Source organism: Streptomyces sp. ISL-12, from assembly GCF_018614415.1.
Taxonomy (GTDB): domain Bacteria; phylum Actinomycetota; class Actinomycetes; order Streptomycetales; family Streptomycetaceae; genus Streptomyces.
On sequence record NZ_JAGGOO010000109.1, the window covers coordinates 93,387 to 111,984 of the forward strand.

An 18,598-nucleotide genomic window follows, 5' to 3' on the forward strand; every position below is an offset into this window, starting at 1 on the left:
GGTTCACCTTTCGTCCTGTACGGGCCGCACGGGTTGTTCCGTCGTGGCGGACCGGCGGGCGCGTCCGGATTCCCTGACCACGGGTTCGCCGACCGCGTACCGCGCGAGGGCCGGCCGCGGTGCGACGCCCCCTTCGGTGCGCTCGGCGAGTCCCAGCGCCACCAGCCTGGCCAGCGCCTGCTCGACGAGTTCGGGCTCCGCTCCCGGTTCCCTCGCCGCCTTGGACCAGAACCCGCCGTGATCCGCGGCCAGTTCCCGTACGCGGAACGCCAGTTCCGCCGGGCGGACGGGCCCGTCCGCCCGGGCCAGGTGTCCCGCCAGCAGCAGGGTGATGTGACCGTGGGTGCCCTGTTCCGGCATGCGCGCGTCCGTGAGGTCGTCCATCGGGTCGACCATGGCTATGCCCTCGGCCCGGGCCTCCGGGACGAGTCCCGTCAGCTCGTTGATGCGGGCGGTGATGAAGCCGCGCTGCCGGGTGAGGTAGGCCAGTTCGTCGTCGGTCAGGTCGTCGTAGTACAGCACCGGGTCGTCCAGCAGGATGCGGGTCAGTTTCCAGCGGATCGCCCGGAACCTGAGCTCGTCGCTGTCGAGCACGGTCGACGCGGTCATCTCCACCAGGCGCTCCTCGAAACTCTCGGCCTCGACCATGGAGGGACCTCGCAGGGACGCGGACATCCCGGCCAGCACGCGCCGCCGCACGTCGTACAGCACGTCGCCCGATCCGCTGCCGTAGGCGTCCTCGTCGCCGGCGACCCGCCGCAGCACGCCGAGCCGCAGCAGCAGGCGTACGACGGCCGCGAGGTCGAGGCGCTCGTCGCGCCGCTCCAGGGTGAACGTGATTCCGGCGGCGACGAGTTCAGGATCGGCGGCGGCCAGGACGACCTGTTCGGCGAGGCGTCCGAGCGCCACCTGCGACTCGCCCCGTTCCAGCGCGGCCAGGGCCAGGCAGAGCAGGACGTAGCGGCGGCGGGTGAAGGGCAGGGCGCTGCGGGCGGCCTCGCGCGCCGGGTGTGTGGCGTCGGTGAGGGTGCCCGGCGTCTTGCGCAGCCGTGCGGCGTCGGCGTCCGTACGCAGCGTCCAGCCGACGTTGCGTTCGAACCACTCCCGCAGCTCGGCGGTGTGCCTGCGCACCAGCTTGAACTCGTCCGCGTACGGTCCGTCGGCAGTGAGCAGCGGGTTCTTCAGCAGGGCGCGTGCGGCCTTCTGGAGGTCGGCCTGCCGCTGGCCGTCCAGGACCTCGGCCAGGGGGCCGCTCATAGGTCCTCCGTGAGTCGGGCAGCGGTGTCCTGTCGCGGGGCGGGGAGGGGAACGGGCTCCGATGGAGGTGCGGCGGCGCGGTCACCGTGCCCCACCGTGAGGTCGACGATGTCGATCAGGTGATCGGGGCCGAGGAACACACCGTCGGGAGTGCGCACTTCGGCTGTCGATCCGTCGTCGAGGGCGGTCAATCGGATCTCCATCGAACCGTCCCCGCTGGTGGCGACTGTGGTGATGGTGCCGGGCCGCCAGGTGGCGAGCGCGTCGCCGAGCAGCCGCAGGAACAACTGGAAGGCATGCGGGTCGAGTGCGCCGAGCCGGGACAGCCGCACCGGTCCGTCCGTCACCAGACGGTCCCGCGCCCGCCTGGTCTCCTCCGTCTGCCGGGCTGCGATCTCGGCGAGCCGACGCTTCGCCTCTCCCCGGTCGGCCACCCGGCGCGGCCTGCCGCGCCGCTCATAACTGCCGGTACGGCGCAGCTGAGGGCTGATCCTGAGGGGCCGCGCCTCGCTCCACGGGGTAGAGGCCGGCTCAGGAGCGGCCGTCCGTTCGGCGAGGGTCTCGGCGTCGACGCTGAGGTGCCGGGAGGAGTGGAGTCCGAACGCCACGCGCCACAGCCGGTGCCGTGCCGCGTCGTCCGGGGCCTGGGCGAACCAGCGCGCGAGGGTGCGGAAGTCGGCTGAGCGGTCCGAGCGTCCGGCCCGCCGCTCGTTGAGCTGCCGTACGACGGCCAGGAGCTGCGGAATCGAGCCGAGCGCTCGCCCGCGCAGGAGCCTGGCCTGCGACTCCCGCCCCTCCCCGGACACGAACCACTCGGCCAGCCCGAACCACCGCGCCACCCACCGTTCGTACGCCACCGCCTCCGCCTGCCCGGCGTCCTCCGGAGTGGCGTCGGCGGCCTCGCGGGCGGCGGCGAGCCGCAGCAGCGGACCGACCCGGTCCTGCTCCTCCAGCTCCCCGATGAGCAGGGCGATCCGCCCACCGAGGGTGATGAGGTCCTGGATGAACCGCTCCAGGTACTGGATCAACCGGTCCTTGTAGGCGAGGAACGCCTCGACCTCGATGTCGTGCAGGTCGATGGTGCGCTGGAGCGAGCCCATGAAGGCGCGGGCGTTGTCGGCGAGGTCGGTGAACCGCGCCGTCAGCACGGACAGGGCGACGTAGGCCTTGGCCGGGTCGGGCTCTTCCTCCGCAGCGATCACCAGGAGCGCCCGCACCTGCGTGACGATGTCGTGCAGCGCGACCGCCTGGAGTTCGCCGCGCCGCCCCAGCACCTCGTCGTACGTCCCCAGCGCTGCCTCGGCCGCCTCACCGGCCCGGGTGAGCTGGTAGATGAACCGCCTGCGGTAGAAGTCCTCGACCGCCGTCACCCGCGCGTGGTCGGGGTCGGCCCGCAGGTTGCCCCACTCCACGAGCTTGTCCAGCGCCTGCGTCACCGCGTCCGGGTCGGCGGGCCGGCTCCCCGCGTCCGGGTCGGCGGGCCGGCTCCCCGCGTCCAGGGCGGCGTACACGTCCTCCGGCCGCAGATGCACCGCGAACCGCTCCTTGGCGGTGAGGAACGCACGCATGACCTGGCGGTAGAGGGGGGCGTTGGGGGCGGTGAGGTGGGCGAACGGGGTGTAGTCGACGGATTCGGCAGTCTGGGAGATCTCTGAGGTCATCGTCGACCCATTGTTCCGGACCGGTGCCGGCGACTGTGCGGGATGTCTGATTTCTGCTGGTGACAGGCCTGTGGGCGCCCAACGGGGGCGCCGCCCGGTTCGGCTGTGCCTAGCCTCCCGCTGGTGGGACGCGACCTCAGTGACCGACGTAGAGGAACCGTAGGTAATGCGCGTACGAGAGCCCGCGCTGCCTGAGCTTGGTGGCCTCGATGGAGGCACTCAGCGTTCCGTGGAGCGCGCTGTTCTGCTGGAGTTCGACCGCCCGCCGACTGAATTCCTGCCGTTGCTGCCGAGCCCGGTCACCCGCGCGCCTGTTGTCCCGGCTGAGCCGTTCCTGACCGTCCTCAAGTTCCTTTCGTGCCTTCGCACGCAAGGCATCGGTCTCGGAGTCCACAGCCTTGCGCTGGGTGGTGAGCTGGGACCGACGGCGGTCGATGCCCTGCTCGACCGACTGCCGCTCCGACGCGCTGAGCGCGGTCGGCTGCCGGGCTTCGGCGGATGCGACCAGACTCTTGCGCCAGACGTCGAGAGCGATGGCTTTGGCCTCGCCGATGCCGTGGACATCGACCATCCGGCCGTTGTTCAGCACGAGTACGGCGCCGGTGCTGTTGTAGTTGGTGTTCTGCACGGACCGGTAGCCCTTGAAGTCGGCTGCCGTCCTGATGCCCGCTGCCGCGAGACGAGCGGCGAGCGTCGGCCCGATGCCGTGCGGCGGCGACTGGGCGATCAGCCGACGGCTGAGCTGGTCCCGCACGTATGCGGACTGTTTGTCTGCGAGTGCCTTGCCCAAGGTCCTGCGCAGTTCCTCCGCGAGGCCGTCGATCTTCTTGTCGAGGTCGCGCTGTTTGCCGGCCTTGCGCTTCTCGGCCCTCTTCAACTCGGCGTGGTACTTGGCTGTGAGCTTGTCCTGCGCGCGCGGGTGGGCGGCGATCCGCTCCGTCTCGGCCGCGTCGAACTTCGCCCGGTCCTTGCGCAACTCCTCGGCTTTCTTGACCGGGTCCCCGAGCCGGGCGAGTTCGTTCGTCAGCTGGGCCAGAACGGCCCGCGACTGTGCCCGCTCCACGCGGCGGCTCCGGGCAAACGCGGTGAACACGACGGCGGCGGCAACGGGCACACCCGGCCCGATCAACGGCGCCGAGAGTCCCGCGACGACGATCAAGGCCGTCGCGGCCAACACAAGAGGCCAGAGCACGGCCGTGACTACGTCCAGTGGCGTCCGGACGCGGAAGCCGTCCGGTGGGGTGGGAGTGGGCCGGGTCGGTGGCGACGGGGCCGGCTCAGGGACGTGTCCTGCCATCCAGCCGGGCAGTCCGCCCGCAGCGGGGGCGGGGGCAGTGCCCGCGCCGGAAACGGCCGTTCGCGTGGCCCCCATCGCGGCGGTGCGCTGCCCAGGGACCGTCCCGGCGAGCGGAGGGAGCACGTCCAGAGGCTGAGAGGCCAGCGACCTCACCTGGTCGGCGAGGCCGCTCACCATCCGGTCGGGGTGGGACAGTAGCGTCTGCAGACCGGTGGAACCGCTCGGACTCTTGAAGTCCTGCTCGGTGAGCAGCAGGAACTCGCCTTTCGGCTCGTGCAGCCGGTTCCAGAGGGCGGGGTCGACGGCGATCGCCTTGAGCGACAGGAAGATGACCCACGCGGAGAAGCGGTCAAGGTTGTCACCGAAGTCGTCGTTCCCCCGCAGAGGCGACTGGTAGTTGCGGTGTCCCCGCTCGGTACCGGCCAGACCGGCCAGTGCGGGCACGTACATGCCGTCGTAGTCGACCAGGCGCAGGGTGTCGTCACTCGCGACGAGCAGGTTGCCGTGCTGGAGGTCACCGTGAGCTATCTGATGCTCCGTGAGGTCTCGGGTAAGTGCCTCGAACCGGTCGGCCAGCCGACCGACGGCGAACCGGTCGGCGTGGTTGTCGTCGAGCCAGGAGGACAGGGTGACGGCCTCGCACCACTCCATCTTCAGGACCGGATAGCGCTCCTGCCCGACGCTGATCGCATCGGGCAGGTATTCGAAGCCGAGAGCCCACGGTTGGGAGAGTCCGGCCGGGTCCAGTTGGGCAAGCCGGGAGCTGATGGCCTGGTAACGGCGTTCCTGATCGGGAACATGGCGGGTGAAGCATTTGACCGCGTACCGCTGACCCGACGTGGCGGAGGTCAGCGGGAACACGCTGGCGAAGGCGCCGGAGATGGCGCGGGGCAGACCGAGCTTGGTCAGTTCCGGCCGGGCGCCTTTCAGCTCGGGATGCCGGAAGCACAGGTGCGTGTGCTGCAGTGCCTCCGCGTAGTCGCCGCCACTGGGGAACTGCCTCTGCGGACCGGTGGCCGAGCCCATGTTCACCGTCCTTCGAAGTCGATCCGTACGACCGCCACGTCGTCGTTGCGCAGTCGTCCGCCGCCCCGCAGGCCGTTCAGCCACGCCTTGAACCCGTCCAGGTCGTCGGGCCCGGCGAACTCCAGTAGCTCGCGCAGCGCTGCCTCCTGATCCGGGGCCGACAGGAACCACGCGGCCAGGGCGTCGGTCATGAGGAGCAGCCGGTCGCCGGGCGCGCACCGGCCTTCGGCGAACCGCGTACGGCAAGCCAACAGCGCCGCGTCGTGATTGCGGCTGCCGAAGAGGTCAGGGGTGGTGCCGAACTCCTCGACGGCCTGCACCGGGAACGCCTGTACCAGCCGGTCGTCCCGCAGGTGGAAGAGGCAGCTGTCCCCCAGGGCTGCAGCCCGCCACCGCCACGTCGGTTCACCTGCTTCATGCTCGACACCGGAGTCCGGATCGACCCGCACCGTGAGCAGCGTCGCGTAGGCGCCTTCGGCCAGCTTGGTGTGTTCGTACCACTTCAGCGGCCGCCCCTCCGCGGTGCGCACCTGTGTGTACTGTGCCAACCAGGGATCCCACTGAGCCACCGCCGACGATGCGAACTCCTCATAAGCGGTTCCGCCGGCCAGGAAGTCCGGTCGCTGCAGAGCGCTTTCGGCCGCCGCGCGGGACAGCAGCCGGGCCCAGTCCTTTGCCAGAGCACTTTCCGTCGCACCGTCACAGACGCCCGCTGTGACGGGTTCGAGCAGCATGTCGTCGTGTGAGCGGCTGGGGAGCACGGCGACCGCGTCCTCGCACTCGCCTTCGGTACTTCCGTGCTTCGGGGCCACGAGGTGCGTGACGTACACGCAGGAGAGCGGAGTCGTCACCGCAGTTCGGTGGCTCGGGTGCCGATGTCGAGGAACTGCACGACCGTGGTGATGTCCGCGTTGTAGACGAAGCCGCGGGTCGTCTCGCTGACCCGCTGGCCCTGGGAGGCGGCGTACGAGCGCATGTGGCTGGGCAGCGGGCTCGACATGGAGAAGAGAGTGCGGGCGTAGGCGTCGGGAAGTCCGTCGGCGGTGTCGGGGAAGGCGGTGGGGGTTCCCCCCGCCGCGGAGACGTGCAGGTTGAACAGGAGCGCCGCTCCGTCGGCGGTGGCGTGCGAGGTGATGGCCTCGGCGGCGGCGGTGGGGTCCCCGTCGGTCGACTCGCCGTCCGTCAGGTTGATGACGATGGGCGGGAAGCCGGCCGGACAGCGCTCCGTCCAGCCGGCGACGAGGTTCTCGGCGTACTGGAGGGCCCGGTTCATCGGGGTCCCCCCATGGGCGACCGGGTCCATCCACAGCGGGAAGTTGACCACGGTCTCCACCAGGCCGCCGGCGCCATCGGGCACCTTCTTGCTTCGCTCGTCGACGCGGGCCGGGTTGTCCGCCACCTCACTGAGCGGGACGATGTCACGGCCGGCGAGCGATCCCGCGAACGCCGATCCCACCGTGGCGCCGTATCCGATAACGGCGATGTGGAAGTAGTCCCGTACGCCTTCTTCCTTGGCGCACTTGACCGATAGTTCCGTCAGGAGGCGGTTGATGGCGTCGGCGACGACATCCGCCTTCTGCTGGGGGACCTCCCCGCCGATGGGGTCGCTCATGGAGGTCGACTGATCGACGAGGAAGATGATGCTCGTCGGATTGCTGCGGCTGATCTCGGCCGTGTACGGCACGTGGCGCTCCTGGCTGGCTGCTGAGGGTCTCGGTCATGCGGAGGAGCTCACACGGCACGCCGAGTTCCGGCTGTCGGCGCGCACGCCGGGACTCCGAGATCCCCCCGGTCACATCGTAGGTCGAACGCTTCGGAGCCGGTGCCGAAGTAGTCAAAATACGCCTCGACGGGATCACGCGTCCTCGGAGTGGTTCCCTGGCGTTCCGGCCGGGCGCGGATGTTCGTCGGCCGCGGCCTCACCGTCGGCTGCGACTCGCGGACGAGGAGCCCACGGTTGGGCGTCCGCTGCCCGGCTGCTTGCGGCGGAGCGTCCTCTCTCCCCCCTCGTCTCCTGGTCCGCTGTCCGGGACGTACCCGCTGTCGGCGGCCACGACTAGGATTCACCGGGTCCGCGACGTGGTGGGAACGGTGCGAAAGGCCGGGAGACCAGGAGCGGACGCCCACTGGAGTCGGACTGCAAGAGGCGGGAACGGCGCATACGGGGAGGCCGGTGGACCACCGTCACCGAGTCCGAGTTCGACCATGAACACCGTGGCCTGGAAGCCATCCGGGAGAAGCTGCCGGACGCCGATCCCTGGCGGGCCTGGTCCAACTTCACCTTTACCGCCCACACCGGTCACGTCCGCGAGGTCGACCTCCTCGTCGTCGCTCCCGGCGGCGTCTACATGATCGAGCTCAAGGGCTGACACGGCTCCGTCACCGGCGAGAACGGCACCTGGGTCCGGACCATCCCCGGCGGGCACCGCCGCCCGCACGGCACCCCCCCCTCCACGGCCGCTCGGCGGCGGCCGCGAGTGGGCGCCGACCCGCGTCACGTCCGGACACTGAGCCCGACGAGCTGCTGAGCTCCCTCCTCGCCGAGGTCAACGCCCGCTCCCGTCAGAGCATCAAGTGACCGTTCCGTCCGTCACCGGACGTGGCCGAACCCGTACGGAACCCCCTCCTCTTGATCGCCGCGCTCGCCTAGGGGGTGTCCGCAAAGTCGCGTTCGTCCGCCCGGAGGGCGGGCCTCGCGGCGTCTGGTGCGTGCTCTGGGGGTCCCCCGGCCGGAGGCTGGGGGAGTGCCGGGCGGACGCCCGCGTACTGGTTGTACTCGGGTGCTCGCCCGGTGCGGCGAGAGTGCGTGCCAGGCGTCGCGAGGCAGGCGTGACTTCGCGGACACCCCCTAGGATGTCGACACAACATCTCAGCGGCCCGACGGGCTTCCTGATCCGCCATCGCACCCGCTCCACGGCGGCGCGCGGCGGACACCGCAGGACATGCCCCCACCCGCACGAGTCTTCTTCGTGCTGCCTGGGGGCATTTCCTTGCTGTTCCGTGAGTCCGCGACGTCCGTGGCCACCCGCATCCTCGAAGGGTCGCTGGCGCTGCACCTGACCGAGAACTTCCGTCACCTGCACGGCCGGAACGCCGCACAGGCGGAGATACGGTCCTGGGAACGCAGCCTCCCCGCTCTCGTCAACGCCCTCATGGAAGCCGGGCTCGGCGAGGTCGAGGTAGTCATCGAGTACAGCCTGCCCCTCACCAGCAAGCGCGCTGACGCTGTCCTGGCCGGCGTGCACCCGACAACGGGGCAGCCGTCGTACATCGTCGTCGAGTTGAAGCAGTGGAGCGAAGCCCACCCGGACGAGGACGACCCTCTCCTGTGCCGGCTCGACGCCTACCCGCAGCCCGTCCTCAACCCGATCGAACAGGTGCGGGGGTACTGCGAGTACCTGCTGTCGTTCAACGCGGCCCTGGAACGGATGCCCGGGTCGCTGGCCGGGGTGGCGTTCCTGCACAACGCGACCGAATCCAGGATCGCGGGGCTGCGGAGCGTCGAGGAGGACCAGTACGGCCGGATGTACACGGCCGACCAGCGCGGGGCCTTCCTGGACTTCCTGCGATCCCGGCTGGCCGCCAAGTCCGGCGCGGAAGCCGCCGACCTGCTGAGGGACGCCCGGATCCGGCCGTCGAAACAGCTGATGGCGGTCGCCGCGGCAGAGATCCGCGACCGCGAGCAGTTCGTGCTCCTCGCCGAGCAGCGGGTCGCCTACGAGATGGTGATGTCCGCCGTACGCAAGGCCAAGCGCGGCAACCACAAGAAGGTCATCGTGGTGACCGGCGGTCCCGGCTCCGGCAAGAGCGTCATCGCGATGTCGCTGCTGGGCGAGGTGTACCGGCGCGGGGAGACCGCTCTGCACGCCACCGGGTCGGCGTCCTTCACCAAGACGATGCGCAAGGTCGCCGGGCACAAGAAGCGCGAAGTGCAGCAACTGTTCAAGTACTTCAACAGCTTCATGGACGCGGAGCCGAACGACCTCGACGTGCTGATCTGCGACGAGGCGCACCGGCTGCGGAAGACCTCCGCCAACCGCTACACCAAGGCCGAGCTGCGCACCGGCCGACCGCAGGTCTCGGAACTCATCGACGCGGCCAGGGTGCCGGTGTTCCTGCTCGACCAGCACCAGGTGGTGCGGCCCGGCGAAATGGGAACGAAGGAGGAGATCCAGCGGGCCGCCGCCGCGGAAGGGCTCGACTGCACGGTGATCGAGCTGGACGGCCAGTTCCGGTGCGGCGGCAGCGACGCGTACGAGAAGTGGGTCGTCGACCTGCTCGGCCTGGAGGACGGCACGCCCCACGCGTGGGAGCCCGACGGCAAACTGGAGCTGCGGACCGCCGAGAGCCCGCAGGAGCTGGAGGACTTCCTCGTCGCGAAGCGCGCGGAGGGCTATGGCGCGCGGATGTCGGCCGGTTACTGCTGGACGTGGACGCGCCAGATCACACCGGAGATGACCGAGCTTCCCCGCGACGTCGTCATCGGCGACTGGGCACGGCCGTGGAACGTGTACGGCGACCGGTCCGTCTTCGGAGCCCCGCCCGCGCCCCTGTGGGCCACCGAACCGGAAGGTTTCGGCCAGGTCGGCTGCGTCTACACCGCGCAGGGCTTCGAGTACGACTGGTCGGGCGTCATCATCGGTCCCGACCTGGTGTGGCGGACGGACCGGTGGGTAGTGGACCGGTCGGCGTCGAAAGACCCGATCTTCACCAAGGCGACACCGGACAGCGAGATCGACCGGCTGATCCGCAACACGTACAAGGTACTGCTGACGCGGGGCATGGTCGGCACGATCATCTACTCGACCGACCCGGAGACGCGGGAGAAACTGCGCTCGCTCGTCCGTCCCGCGTCCGGAGTGCAGGCGCCCACGCTCGTGTAGCCGGGCATGTGCGAAAAGTGGTCATCCGCTGTCAGTGGTACGCCATACGATCGATTGAGCCCGCGCAGCCGCCCGTCGAAAGTGATCGTTCATGGCCCAACAGCCGCCCCTGCTCCGCGATGTCATCGATATCGGGGAGTCCATCTCCACGTCTGACTTCGTCCTCCAGCTCTCGGAGGCGACGACCCCCGAGGGCGCCGAGCGCGCCCTGCGGGACTACGTGGTCACGGAGCGGCTGCTGGAGAACTTCGACGAGGCGCCAGCTGGGCCCAGTGCCGCGGGTTCCGTGACGTACGGCATTCCGTCGGGCCATCCCAGGGCACGCTCCACCGCGTCGAGCAGGTGCTTCTCGCTCAGTAGCAAAAGGTCGCCCAGCCCGGTCCCGTCGATGTGACTCCTGCATTCCATCAGCACCGCCCCGTGCCACGCCGCAGGCACCTGAACACCGTGGCGGCGACACCAGGCGGTCACCAAGGGGGTCAACGTCGGAACGAGCGCGTCGAGTGCGGCCGTGTTGTGCGCACGTAGCCGGCCGACGGGCTCGAGAGTTCTGTGGGCCGCTCGAGGTCGTCGTCGGCTCCATGTGCCCGGAGCCACTCCCTCACCCTGTCGCGCATCGCCTCTTCGGGCGGGGTGATGAAGCGGGGAAGCCAGTCCGGGCCCGGCTGGAGGTCGTGTTCGGCATCGCGGTCGCCACGGATCTCTGCGTGCCGAAGAACGCCTGGGGCAAGCTGCCCGCCCTGGTGGTCACCGGCCCGTTCGGCGTGGTCAAGAGACAGTCCTCGGGGCTCTACGCCAACGAGTTCGCCCGCCGCGGCTACGCCGCTCCCGCCTTCGACCCCTGCTTCACCGGGGAGAGCGGCGGCACCGTAGGCGACGTGGCCTCGCCCGACATCTCCACGAGCACTACAGCGCCGCCGTCGACTTCCTCGGCCTGCAGAAGATCGTCGACCCGCGAGCGGATCGGCGCACAGGCCATCTGCGGCGTGAGCGGTACGACGCTCACCGCGGCGGCGCCGACAGCCGCATCAAGGCGGTCGCCACGGCCTCGATGTACGACATGTCGCGCAGCATGTCCCGCGGCCACGAGGACTACTACACGCCTGAGCAGCGCCAGAAGGTCGTGGACCACCTCAGCCGGCAGCGCTGGACCGACGCCGAGAGCGGCACCTACGCGCGGCTCTCCCACGAGGTCCCCTTCGACGAGAACGGCGACGTCGCCCCCTCGAACCGCGTGCTGCCCACGACTCTCCCGGCGGACGCCGACCCGATCACGAAGATGTTCCTCGACTACTACCGCACCGAGCGCGGCTACCACCCGCGCTCGATCAACTCCACCACCGCGTGGACCGCGACCACGCCGATGTCGTTCTTCGCCTTACCGCTGATGACGAACATCGACATGCTGGTGCCCCGCAAGGCGTTCCTGGTGGCCGGCGCCGACGCGCACTCCCGCTACTCCTCCGAGGGCGTCCGGGCGACGGCCCCCGACACCGTCGCGGCCTCGTGATCGTCCCGGGCGCGAACCACGTCGATCTGTACGACCGCAAGGACCTCATCCCCTTCGACAGGCTCGACGCGTTCTTCACCGAGAACCTCGCCTGACCGGAAGCGCCCCCGCCCTCACCGCGGAAACAGGACCCGTGCTCATCGCGACGACGCCACCCCCACGTCGCCCGATCTGCCCGGATCCGCCGCTCACACCCGCCTCCGCCACTTCCGTGCTCGGCTCTTCAGTCACTGACCTTGCTGCGGGACTGGTACAGCAGGCCCTGGTACTCGGGGTGCCGGTTGATCCAGCCCGCGAAGAAGGGGCAGGTGGCCAGCACCCGCAGGTTCGCGGCGCGTGCCTCGTCCAGGGCGACGCGGACCAGCGCGGACCCGACTCCCCTGCCCTCGTACTCCGCCTCGACCTCGGTGTGCACGAACGCGACGAGTTCCGTCGTACGGATGTATTCCGCGACGCCCGCCACCTTGGACTCTCCATCGACGCGGGCCTCGTAGCGCTTCGCCTCGGGCACGTCTCTCACTTCGACCGCCATGTGTCCTCCTCGTGGGCCCGAGCCCGCTCATCTGACGGGACGTTGCCAGCCAGGGCAGCAGCCTAACCTCGTCCGGTTGATGCGGGAGAAGCTCATCGGACGGCTGTCCCGCCACGTCCAGGCCGACTCCGGGTTGTCCGCCTCCGACTACATCGTGCTCGTCAGCCTCACCGAACGGGGCGGCGGGCGGATGCGGAGCCTTCGTCGTCGCCCCCCCGGCCGGCTACAAGGTGATCGAAGAGACCGCGCCCCAGCACGTCGAGCACGTCCGCCGGCTGTTCATCGACGCCCTGACCCCGAACCAGCTCAACGCACTCGCCCGGATCTCCCAACGCGTCCTGGATCACATGGAGAAGCAGCCGGACTGACCGGGTGGCGGACGCGGCTCCCTGAACCACGGGAGGTCGGCCCTGCGCCAGTTCAGCGAGGCTGCCCTTGACCGTCACCTTCCGGCTGGTCACCAGACGCCCAGGCCCGTCCCCCTACCGCCCGGCGCGGTGCAGCCCCGACCCGGTGTCCATCGCGTCCGCGGCTGCCGCCGGTATCTCCTCCGTCTCCTCGCGAGGCGGCCGGCGGCCGGGCAGGACCGCGAGGACGATCATCGCTCCGGCGGCCATGATGATGCCGCCGATGAGGCTGGTGTGCGCGACACCGTGGGCGAACGCCTCGTGTACGGCACCCACCAGTGTCCGGGCCTGCTGGGCGCCACCGGCCGGGTCGGCGGCCACCTGCTCGGCGACGGCCAGGCCGCTGCCCACCGAGTCCTGGGCCGCCTCCAGTGCCGCGGCCGGCAGCCGGCCGCCGACCAGGTCACTCAGCCTGTCCTGGTACGCGGTGGCCAGCAGGGAGCCGAGGACGGCGATGCCGAGGGAACCGCCCAGTTCCAGCGAGGTGTCGTTGGCGCCGCCGCCGACGCCCAGCTCGGACTCGGGGAAGGAGTCCATGATCGTGTCGGTGGCCGGGGAGACGCTGAGGCCGATCGCGAAGCCCAGCAGCAGGAGCGACGGCAGGAAGTCGCCGTACGTCGAGCCCTCGTCGATCCGGGTGAGCAGGAACACGGCCACGGTCCCGATCGCCATGCCGGGCACGATCACGGCCCTCACCCCGAGCCTCGGGGTCAGCTTCCCGGTGGCCGCGGCGCCGGCGAACACGGCCCCGGCCAGCGGCAGCAGACGGACGCCGGTCTCCAGCGCGTCGTAGCCGAGCACGAACTGCAGGAACTGGGTGGCGTAGTAGATCGAGCCGAAGGTGCCGAAGAAGAAGAACAGCACGGCGAGCATCGAGCCGCTGAAGCCGCGCAGCCTGAACTTCCGTACGTCCAGCATCGGGTGGGGGTGCCGCAGCTCCCACAGGGTGAAGGCGACGAAGCCGGCGCCCGCGACCACGGCCGCGCTGACCGGGCCGGTGCCCCACCCGAAGTGCGGGCCCTCGATGATGGCGTAGACGAGCGTGCCGACGGAGACGATCGACAGCAGACCGCCCACGTAGTCGATCCGGCCCATGCCCTCCGCCTTCGACGGCGGTACGAGGGCGAAGGCGCCGATGACGGCGGCCACCGCGATGGGCACGTTGATCAGGAAGGTCGAGCCCCAGGCGTGCCGCTCCAGCAGCCAGCCGGCCACGACGGGGCCGACGGCTATGGCGAGACCGGAGGTCGCGGTCCAGGCGGTGATGGCCTTGGCCCGCTCACCCTTGGGGAACATGGCCACCAGCAGGGAGAGCGTGGCGGGCATGACGACCGCGGCTCCCACCCCCATGATCGCGCGGGCGACGATGACCAGCCCGGTCTCGTCGACCACGCTGCCCAGCACGGAACCGCCGGCGAAGACCACCAGGCCCGTCACCAGGGCGCCGCGACGGCTGTACTTGTCGCCGATCGCCCCGAGTACGAGCATCAGCGCGGCGTAGGGAACCGTGTAGCCGTCGATCACCCATTGCAGATCACTGCTGCTCAGCCGCAGATCCCGGGTCATGTCGGGGGCGGCGACGATCAGGGACGTATTGGCCATGACCACGATCAGCAGGCTCAGGCACAGAACGCCCAGCGCCCACCAGCGCCGTGGGTACGGCCCTGCCGTCCTGTCGACAGGTGTATTGGCCAGCAGAGGCACGGAGACTCCCGAGGGGACGCGTTATTTGCACATCTATGGGCAGCGTAGTTGTTTGCACATTGATGCGCAAATAGCGTTGCTGCGCCTGGATTCAAGTCATGAGCATGACAATAAAGGGGCGACGCCCCTTCGGCTCAGTCCTCGGCCGCGGTCTGCGCGGCCATCAGGGAGACGGCCTCGTCGACCACCGCGCGCGCCTGCTTGTCCGGCACACCGGCCGCGATCAGCGAGGCGGTGGTGGACCGGGTGCCGTCGTCCTCCAGCGTCCCCTTGTTGACGGCTTCGAGCAGCGCGACCGTGACCGCCTCCAGGCCGGCACTCAGCGCGTCCGGCGGGAGATGCGTGTGAAAGACACCGTCGCGCTGACCGCGCTCCAGGATGGCCGCGATCTCTTCCCGCGCGGGTCTCAGGATCTCGGCGACACGCTCTTCGCCCAGATCACGTCGGGCCAGCGCCAGGAGCATCCGGTAGCGGTCCCCCACGGGCCACAGCGACAACGTGAAGTACGCGAGGGCCAGTTCGGCACGCTCCGCCGGTCGCACACCGGCCGCCATCGCGTCGCGCAGGCTCTCGGTCGCCTCCTCGGCCAGCGCCTCCAGCAGTGCCGCCCGGCCGGGGAAGTGACCGAACAGGGTGCGCCGCACGACACCGGACGCCCGCGCCAGCTCCTCGAGGGTGATGTCGGGGTTGCGCCCCAGCTCCTGACGCGCCGTGGCCAGGATGCGCGCCCGGTTGGACCGCGCGTTACGTCGCTGGGGAACGCGGGCGACCGGCTTGGGCACAGGGAAACCTCGATGGACAGCGGAACGGACGGCATGCCCATTTTGGCACGGGTACTACGGCCCGGCGCGGAAACGGGGCCCGCCCCCGCCGCTCCTGCCGGCCGCCCGCGCCGCCACCCCAGGCATCGACGTGTGCGAAGGGCGCTCCGGGGCAGACGGGCCGCGGTGTCCGAGGCGCGGGAGGCTACGTGTTCGACGGCTTCGAGTTGACGCGGTGCGAGGGAGACGGCGTTCACCTGCGGGTGCGCCATGGGGGCAGCGGTCCGGCGGTGCTGCTCCTGCACGGCCATCCGCGCACGCACGCGACCTGGCACCGCGTCGCACCGCTGCTGGCCGCGGCCGGTCATACGGTGGTCTGCCCGGACCTGCGGGGTTACGGCGCGTCCGACAAGCCGCCGACCGACGAGCGGCACAGTCCGTACTCCAAGCGCGCCATGGCCGGCGACTGTCTGGCGGTCATGCGCCGTCTCGGGCACGAGCGGTTCGCCGTCGTCGGGCACGACCGGGGCGCGTACGTGGCCACACGGCTGGCCCTGGACCACCCGGGGGCCGTGTCCGCCCTCAGCGTGCTGGACGCCGTTCCCATCGGGGAGGCACTGCGGCGCTGCGACGCGACGTTCGCCGCGAGCTGGTGGCACTGGTTCTTCCTCGGTCAGACCGACAAGCCCGCCGAGCGCGTCATCGATGCCGACCCCGATGCCTGGTACCAGGGCACCCCCGAGCAGATGGGCGCTGAAGCGTACGAGGACTATCGGCGCGCGATCCACGACCCGGCCACCGTGCACGCCATGTGCGAGGACTACCGGGCCGGACTCGGCATCGACCGGGAGCACGACGACGCCGACCGCCGGGCCCGCCGGCGCATCGGCTGCCCCCTGCAAGTGCTGTGGGCCGGCCGCGACGACATGACCGGCCTCTACGGTGACGTGCTGAGCATCTGGCGCGACTGGGCGGGCGGCCGTCTGGTCGGCGGCCCGATCACCTCTGGACACCACATCGCCGAAGAGGCACCCGAGGCGCTCGCCCTGGCCCTGCGTGAGTTCTGGCGGAGCACGCCTGACCACGACGGACGGCACGGTTCTCGTCAGGAGGAGACACCAGTCTAGATGGTTACACATTCCCACCGAGGATCTTCGCAGTCCTCGTTTATGCCTCATAATTAACATTCCCCCTTCTTTAAAACACCTGCTTGACCGGTGTCTCCGTGGTGACGATGCTGATGCTTCCACCGATGAGGAGGCAACCGTGCACGATCACGACGAGTACCTGTACTTCCTTCGCCGCGCCTTCGACGGCCTGCTCGGCGCGCTGGAGCAGTTGGAGCGACTGGGCGACGATCTCGGCAACACCGCGCCGCCGCTGCCCGGCGCCAACTCCCCCTACGCCATCGCGCACCACTGCGTCGCGGTGGCCGACTACTGGCTGGGGCACGTGGTCGCGGGGCGCAGGGTCGATCGTGACCGGCCCTCCGAGTTCACGGCGAAGGGGAACGCGCGACAGCTGCGCGAGGAGGTCGACGCGCTCTTCGTACGTCTGGACGCGGACCTCCGCGAGGCGCTGCCGTCACAGCCCCCGCGCAACGTACCGCCCGCCGATTTCGAGGGCCCGGAGCGTCCCCTGAGCGTGGGGGGCGTCCAGCTCCACGTCCTGGAGGAACTGGCCCAGCATCACGGACAGGTGCAGATCACCCGCGATCTGCTGCGGACGGGAGCCCTGGCATGAAGCTCGCGCCGGCTCGGGCGGTGCCCGGCTTCGACGACCTCGGCATGGACTGGCTGCGCGCTCGCGGCAGCGTGAAGTGGCACCGCCCGGAGCGGGACGTGCTGCCGGCCTGGGTGGCCGACATGGACTTCCCCACGCCGCCGCCGGTGGTGGCCGCGCTGCGCGAGGCGGTCGACGGCCGCGATCTCGGTTATCCGGACTGGCCGGACGGCAGTCCGCTGCGTACGGCCTTCGCCGAGCGGATGGCCGAGCGGTTCGGATGGGCCGCGTCGGCGGACCGGGTGCGCGAGCAGACCGACCTGATCCAGTGCCTGCAACTCGTCCTGCACCTCGCGACGTCGGACGGGGACGCGGTGGCGGTGCAGGTTCCCAACTACCCGCCGTTCCTGGCGACGTTGCGGACGATGAACCGCCGTATCGTGCCCGTCCCGATGGAAGACACGGACGACGGACCGCGCATGGACTTCGCCGCCCTGGACACCGCGGTGAAGCGGTCCGGCTGCACCGCGCTGGTCCTGGTCAACCCGCACAACCCCACCGGCCGGGTGCTGACGCGGGACGAACTCGGCGAGATCGCGGCCATCGCGCGACGGCACGACCTGCTCGTCATCAGCGACGAGATCCACGCCGAGCTGACCTACGCCCCGTACCGGCACATCCCCTTCGCGAGCCTGTCCGGCGACACCGCGCGCCGCACGGTGACCCTGACCTCCGCGACCAAGGCGTTCAACCTGGCGGCCATCCGCTGTGCCGTCACGCACTACGGCCCCGACCGCCTCCTCGCGCTGCGCGACGCACAGCCGCCCGACCTGTACGGCACCGTCTCGCCGCTCGGTGTCGTCGCCACCCTCGCCGCGTGGCAGCACGGCGACGCGTGGCAGCGCGAGCTGCTGACCGTGCTGGACCGCAATCGCCGGCGCGTCCACGAGGTGGTGCGCGAGCGACTCCCCCTGGTCCGCCACCATCTGCCCGAGGCGACGTACCTGGCGTGGCTGGACACCCGGCCGCTCGGGCTGGACGAGCCGCCGGTGGAGAAGGTCCTGAGGGAGGGCCGGGTCCTGCTCGACGGCGGCGCTCCCTTCGGGCCGGGCGCCGACGGGTTCCTCCGGCTGAACTTCGCGACTTCGCGGCACGTACTGGAGGAGGTTCTCGGCCGCGTCGTCGAGGCGCTGGGCGGGAGGGAGGGGTGACGGCGGGTGCCGGGGGCCACCTGGCACCATGAGGGGGTGGATGACTTCGTCTTTGTCAGCGGGCGGCTGTCCCTGGACCTCGCGGGCACCCTGCTGTGGCGGCGGAGCCGGCGCATCGAACTCCTGCGCTCGCCTGACGACCTGGGGCGCTGGATCCAGCAGGCCGGACTGCTCGACGCACCCGGTCCGCTGGACGGACGGGCGCTGTCGAGGACGGGCCGCCTCAGAGAGGCCGTGTACGCCCTGGTCCGCGCGTGGCCGCTGACACCGGCCGCGGACAGCGAGGTACGGGAGGCGCTCGCCGAGGTGAACGAGGCGGCCCGGCTGCCGCTGCCGAGGCACCAGCTCGACGACGACGGTCGCCTCGCCCGTACCGGGGGCGTCGACGAGGTGCTGGGCGCGGTGGCCCGGGACACCGTGGATCTGCTGGGCGGCGCCGACTTCGCCCGCGTGCGGGAGTGTCTCAACGAGGAGTGCACCCGTCTCTTCGTGGACCTGTCGCGGTCCGGCAACCGGCGCTGGTGCGGCATGGCCGAGTGCGGCAACCGGCACAAGGTGGCCAACTATCGGAGGCGCCGGCAGACGGCGGGCTGACTGTTCGGGGTCGGTCCGCGGTACCGGTTCGCG

16 protein-coding genes and 2 pseudogenes are annotated in these 18,598 nt (G+C 70.4%); 9 read left to right on the forward strand and 9 right to left on the reverse strand.

Features of this window, described 5'->3' with window-relative positions:
• Nucleotides 1–3 precede the first annotated feature (3 nt).
• The 5 genes from J7I94_RS27605 to J7I94_RS39050 all read right to left on the reverse strand — a co-directional run bounded on the left by J7I94_RS27605 (nucleotide 4) and on the right by J7I94_RS39050 (nucleotide 6,925).
• Nucleotides 4–1,257: a TIGR02678 family protein gene (locus J7I94_RS27605; RefSeq protein ID WP_215171193.1), complete on the reverse strand. Its 1,254-nt coding sequence runs from the start codon at nucleotides 1,255–1,257 to the stop codon at nucleotides 4–6.
• Entirely contained in the window at nucleotides 1,254–2,918 is a 1,665-nt protein-coding gene (locus J7I94_RS27610; RefSeq protein WP_215171195.1) for a TIGR02677 family protein, read from the reverse strand. Before J7I94_RS27610 ends, J7I94_RS27605 begins: the two co-directional genes overlap by 4 nt.
• Before the next feature lie 136 nt (nucleotides 2,919–3,054).
• On the reverse strand, nucleotides 3,055–5,241 hold the full coding sequence (locus tag J7I94_RS27615) for a hypothetical protein (protein ID WP_251075828.1): 2,187 nt from the start codon (nucleotides 5,239–5,241) through the stop codon (nucleotides 3,055–3,057).
• 2 nt (nucleotides 5,242–5,243) lie between these two features.
• Entirely contained in the window at nucleotides 5,244–6,071 is an 828-nt protein-coding gene (locus J7I94_RS27620; protein ID WP_308114721.1) for a protein phosphatase 2C domain-containing protein, read from the reverse strand.
• A 17-nt stretch (nucleotides 6,072–6,088) separates the two neighbouring features.
• Nucleotides 6,089–6,925 (reverse strand): vWA domain-containing protein, encoded by an 837-nt coding sequence (locus J7I94_RS39050; RefSeq protein ID WP_215171202.1) that lies wholly within the window; start codon nucleotides 6,923–6,925, stop codon nucleotides 6,089–6,091.
• 475 nt (nucleotides 6,926–7,400) lie between these two features.
• On the opposite strand from J7I94_RS39050, the pseudogene J7I94_RS27630 reads away from it, so the two are divergent.
• From J7I94_RS27630 to J7I94_RS27640, 3 genes and pseudogenes are all read left to right on the forward strand, one after another.
• Nucleotides 7,401–7,688, forward strand: a pseudogene (locus J7I94_RS27630) (NERD domain-containing protein); the annotation flags it as partial.
• Between the two features lie 495 nt (nucleotides 7,689–8,183).
• Nucleotides 8,184–10,124: a DUF2075 domain-containing protein gene (locus tag J7I94_RS27635; protein ID WP_215171204.1), complete on the forward strand. Its 1,941-nt coding sequence runs from the start codon at nucleotides 8,184–8,186 to the stop codon at nucleotides 10,122–10,124.
• A gap of 91 nt (nucleotides 10,125–10,215) precedes the next feature.
• On the forward strand, nucleotides 10,216–10,518 hold the full coding sequence (locus tag J7I94_RS27640) for a hypothetical protein (RefSeq protein WP_215171206.1): 303 nt from the start codon (nucleotides 10,216–10,218) through the stop codon (nucleotides 10,516–10,518).
• 423 nt (nucleotides 10,519–10,941) lie between these two features.
• On the opposite strand, the gene J7I94_RS27645 is transcribed toward J7I94_RS27640, so the two are convergent.
• Nucleotides 10,942–11,130, reverse strand: coding sequence for a hypothetical protein (locus J7I94_RS27645; RefSeq protein WP_215171208.1), 189 nt, complete (start codon nucleotides 11,128–11,130; stop codon nucleotides 10,942–10,944).
• 54 nt (nucleotides 11,131–11,184) lie between these two features.
• On the opposite strand from J7I94_RS27645, the gene J7I94_RS27650 reads away from it, so the two are divergent.
• Nucleotides 11,185–11,634, forward strand: coding sequence for a hypothetical protein (locus J7I94_RS27650; RefSeq protein WP_215171210.1), 450 nt, complete (start codon nucleotides 11,185–11,187; stop codon nucleotides 11,632–11,634).
• A 223-nt stretch (nucleotides 11,635–11,857) separates the two neighbouring features.
• Here J7I94_RS27650 and J7I94_RS27655 read toward each other — a convergent pair whose 3' ends face one another.
• Nucleotides 11,858–12,166 carry a GNAT family N-acetyltransferase gene (locus tag J7I94_RS27655; RefSeq protein WP_215171213.1) on the reverse strand — a complete coding sequence of 103 codons (309 nt, stop codon included), beginning with the start codon at nucleotides 12,164–12,166 and terminating at the stop codon, nucleotides 11,858–11,860.
• Between the two features lie 79 nt (nucleotides 12,167–12,245).
• Here J7I94_RS27655 and J7I94_RS27660 point away from each other — a divergent pair.
• A pseudogene (locus tag J7I94_RS27660) lies at nucleotides 12,246–12,534 on the forward strand (MarR family transcriptional regulator).
• 114 nt (nucleotides 12,535–12,648) lie between these two features.
• Here the strand turns inward: J7I94_RS27660 and J7I94_RS27665 are convergent.
• The gene (locus tag J7I94_RS27665; RefSeq protein ID WP_215171214.1) at nucleotides 12,649–14,277 is read right to left on the reverse strand and encodes an MFS transporter; all 1,629 of its coding nucleotides are present in this window, start codon (nucleotides 14,275–14,277) and stop codon (nucleotides 12,649–12,651) included.
• Nucleotides 14,278–14,411: 134 nt separating this feature from the next.
• A complete protein-coding gene (locus J7I94_RS27670; protein ID WP_215171215.1) occupies nucleotides 14,412–15,059 on the reverse strand; it encodes a TetR/AcrR family transcriptional regulator in 648 nt (215 codons plus the stop codon).
• A 188-nt stretch (nucleotides 15,060–15,247) separates the two neighbouring features.
• On the opposite strand from J7I94_RS27670, the gene J7I94_RS27675 reads away from it, so the two are divergent.
• The 4 genes from J7I94_RS27675 (at nucleotide 15,248) to J7I94_RS27690 (ending at nucleotide 18,565) form a co-directional block, all read left to right on the forward strand.
• A complete protein-coding gene (locus J7I94_RS27675) occupies nucleotides 15,248–16,165 on the forward strand; it encodes an alpha/beta fold hydrolase (protein WP_215171216.1) in 918 nt (305 codons plus the stop codon).
• Between the two features lie 139 nt (nucleotides 16,166–16,304).
• Nucleotides 16,305–16,781 carry a DinB family protein gene (locus J7I94_RS27680; RefSeq protein ID WP_215171217.1) on the forward strand — a complete coding sequence of 159 codons (477 nt, stop codon included), beginning with the start codon at nucleotides 16,305–16,307 and terminating at the stop codon, nucleotides 16,779–16,781.
• Nucleotides 16,778–17,971, forward strand: coding sequence for a MalY/PatB family protein (locus tag J7I94_RS27685; RefSeq protein ID WP_215171218.1), 1,194 nt, complete (start codon nucleotides 16,778–16,780; stop codon nucleotides 17,969–17,971). Before J7I94_RS27680 ends, J7I94_RS27685 begins: the two co-directional genes overlap by 4 nt.
• 36 nt (nucleotides 17,972–18,007) lie before the next feature.
• On the forward strand, nucleotides 18,008–18,565 hold the full coding sequence (locus J7I94_RS27690; RefSeq protein ID WP_215171219.1) for an ABATE domain-containing protein: 558 nt from the start codon (nucleotides 18,008–18,010) through the stop codon (nucleotides 18,563–18,565).
• The last annotated feature ends 33 nt before the right edge of the window (nucleotides 18,566–18,598 follow it).

Coding starts and splice junctions, on each gene's coding strand:
- J7I94_RS27655 (WP_215171213.1), bottom strand. CDS start 12,166: ATGGCGGTCGAAGTGAGAGACGTGCCCGAGGCGAAGCGCTACGAGGCC.
- J7I94_RS27640 (WP_215171206.1), top strand. CDS start 10,216: ATGGCCCAACAGCCGCCCCTGCTCCGCGATGTCATCGATATCGGGGAG.
- J7I94_RS27650 (WP_215171210.1), top strand. CDS start 11,185: ATGTCGCGCAGCATGTCCCGCGGCCACGAGGACTACTACACGCCTGAG.
- J7I94_RS27685 (WP_215171218.1), top strand. CDS start 16,778: ATGAAGCTCGCGCCGGCTCGGGCGGTGCCCGGCTTCGACGACCTCGGC.
- J7I94_RS27610 (WP_215171195.1), bottom strand. CDS start 2,918: ATGACCTCAGAGATCTCCCAGACTGCCGAATCCGTCGACTACACCCCG.
- J7I94_RS27605 (WP_215171193.1), bottom strand. CDS start 1,257: ATGAGCGGCCCCCTGGCCGAGGTCCTGGACGGCCAGCGGCAGGCCGAC.
- J7I94_RS27635 (WP_215171204.1), top strand. CDS start 8,184: ATGCCCCCACCCGCACGAGTCTTCTTCGTGCTGCCTGGGGGCATTTCC.
- J7I94_RS27615 (WP_251075828.1), bottom strand. CDS start 5,241: ATGGGCTCGGCCACCGGTCCGCAGAGGCAGTTCCCCAGTGGCGGCGAC.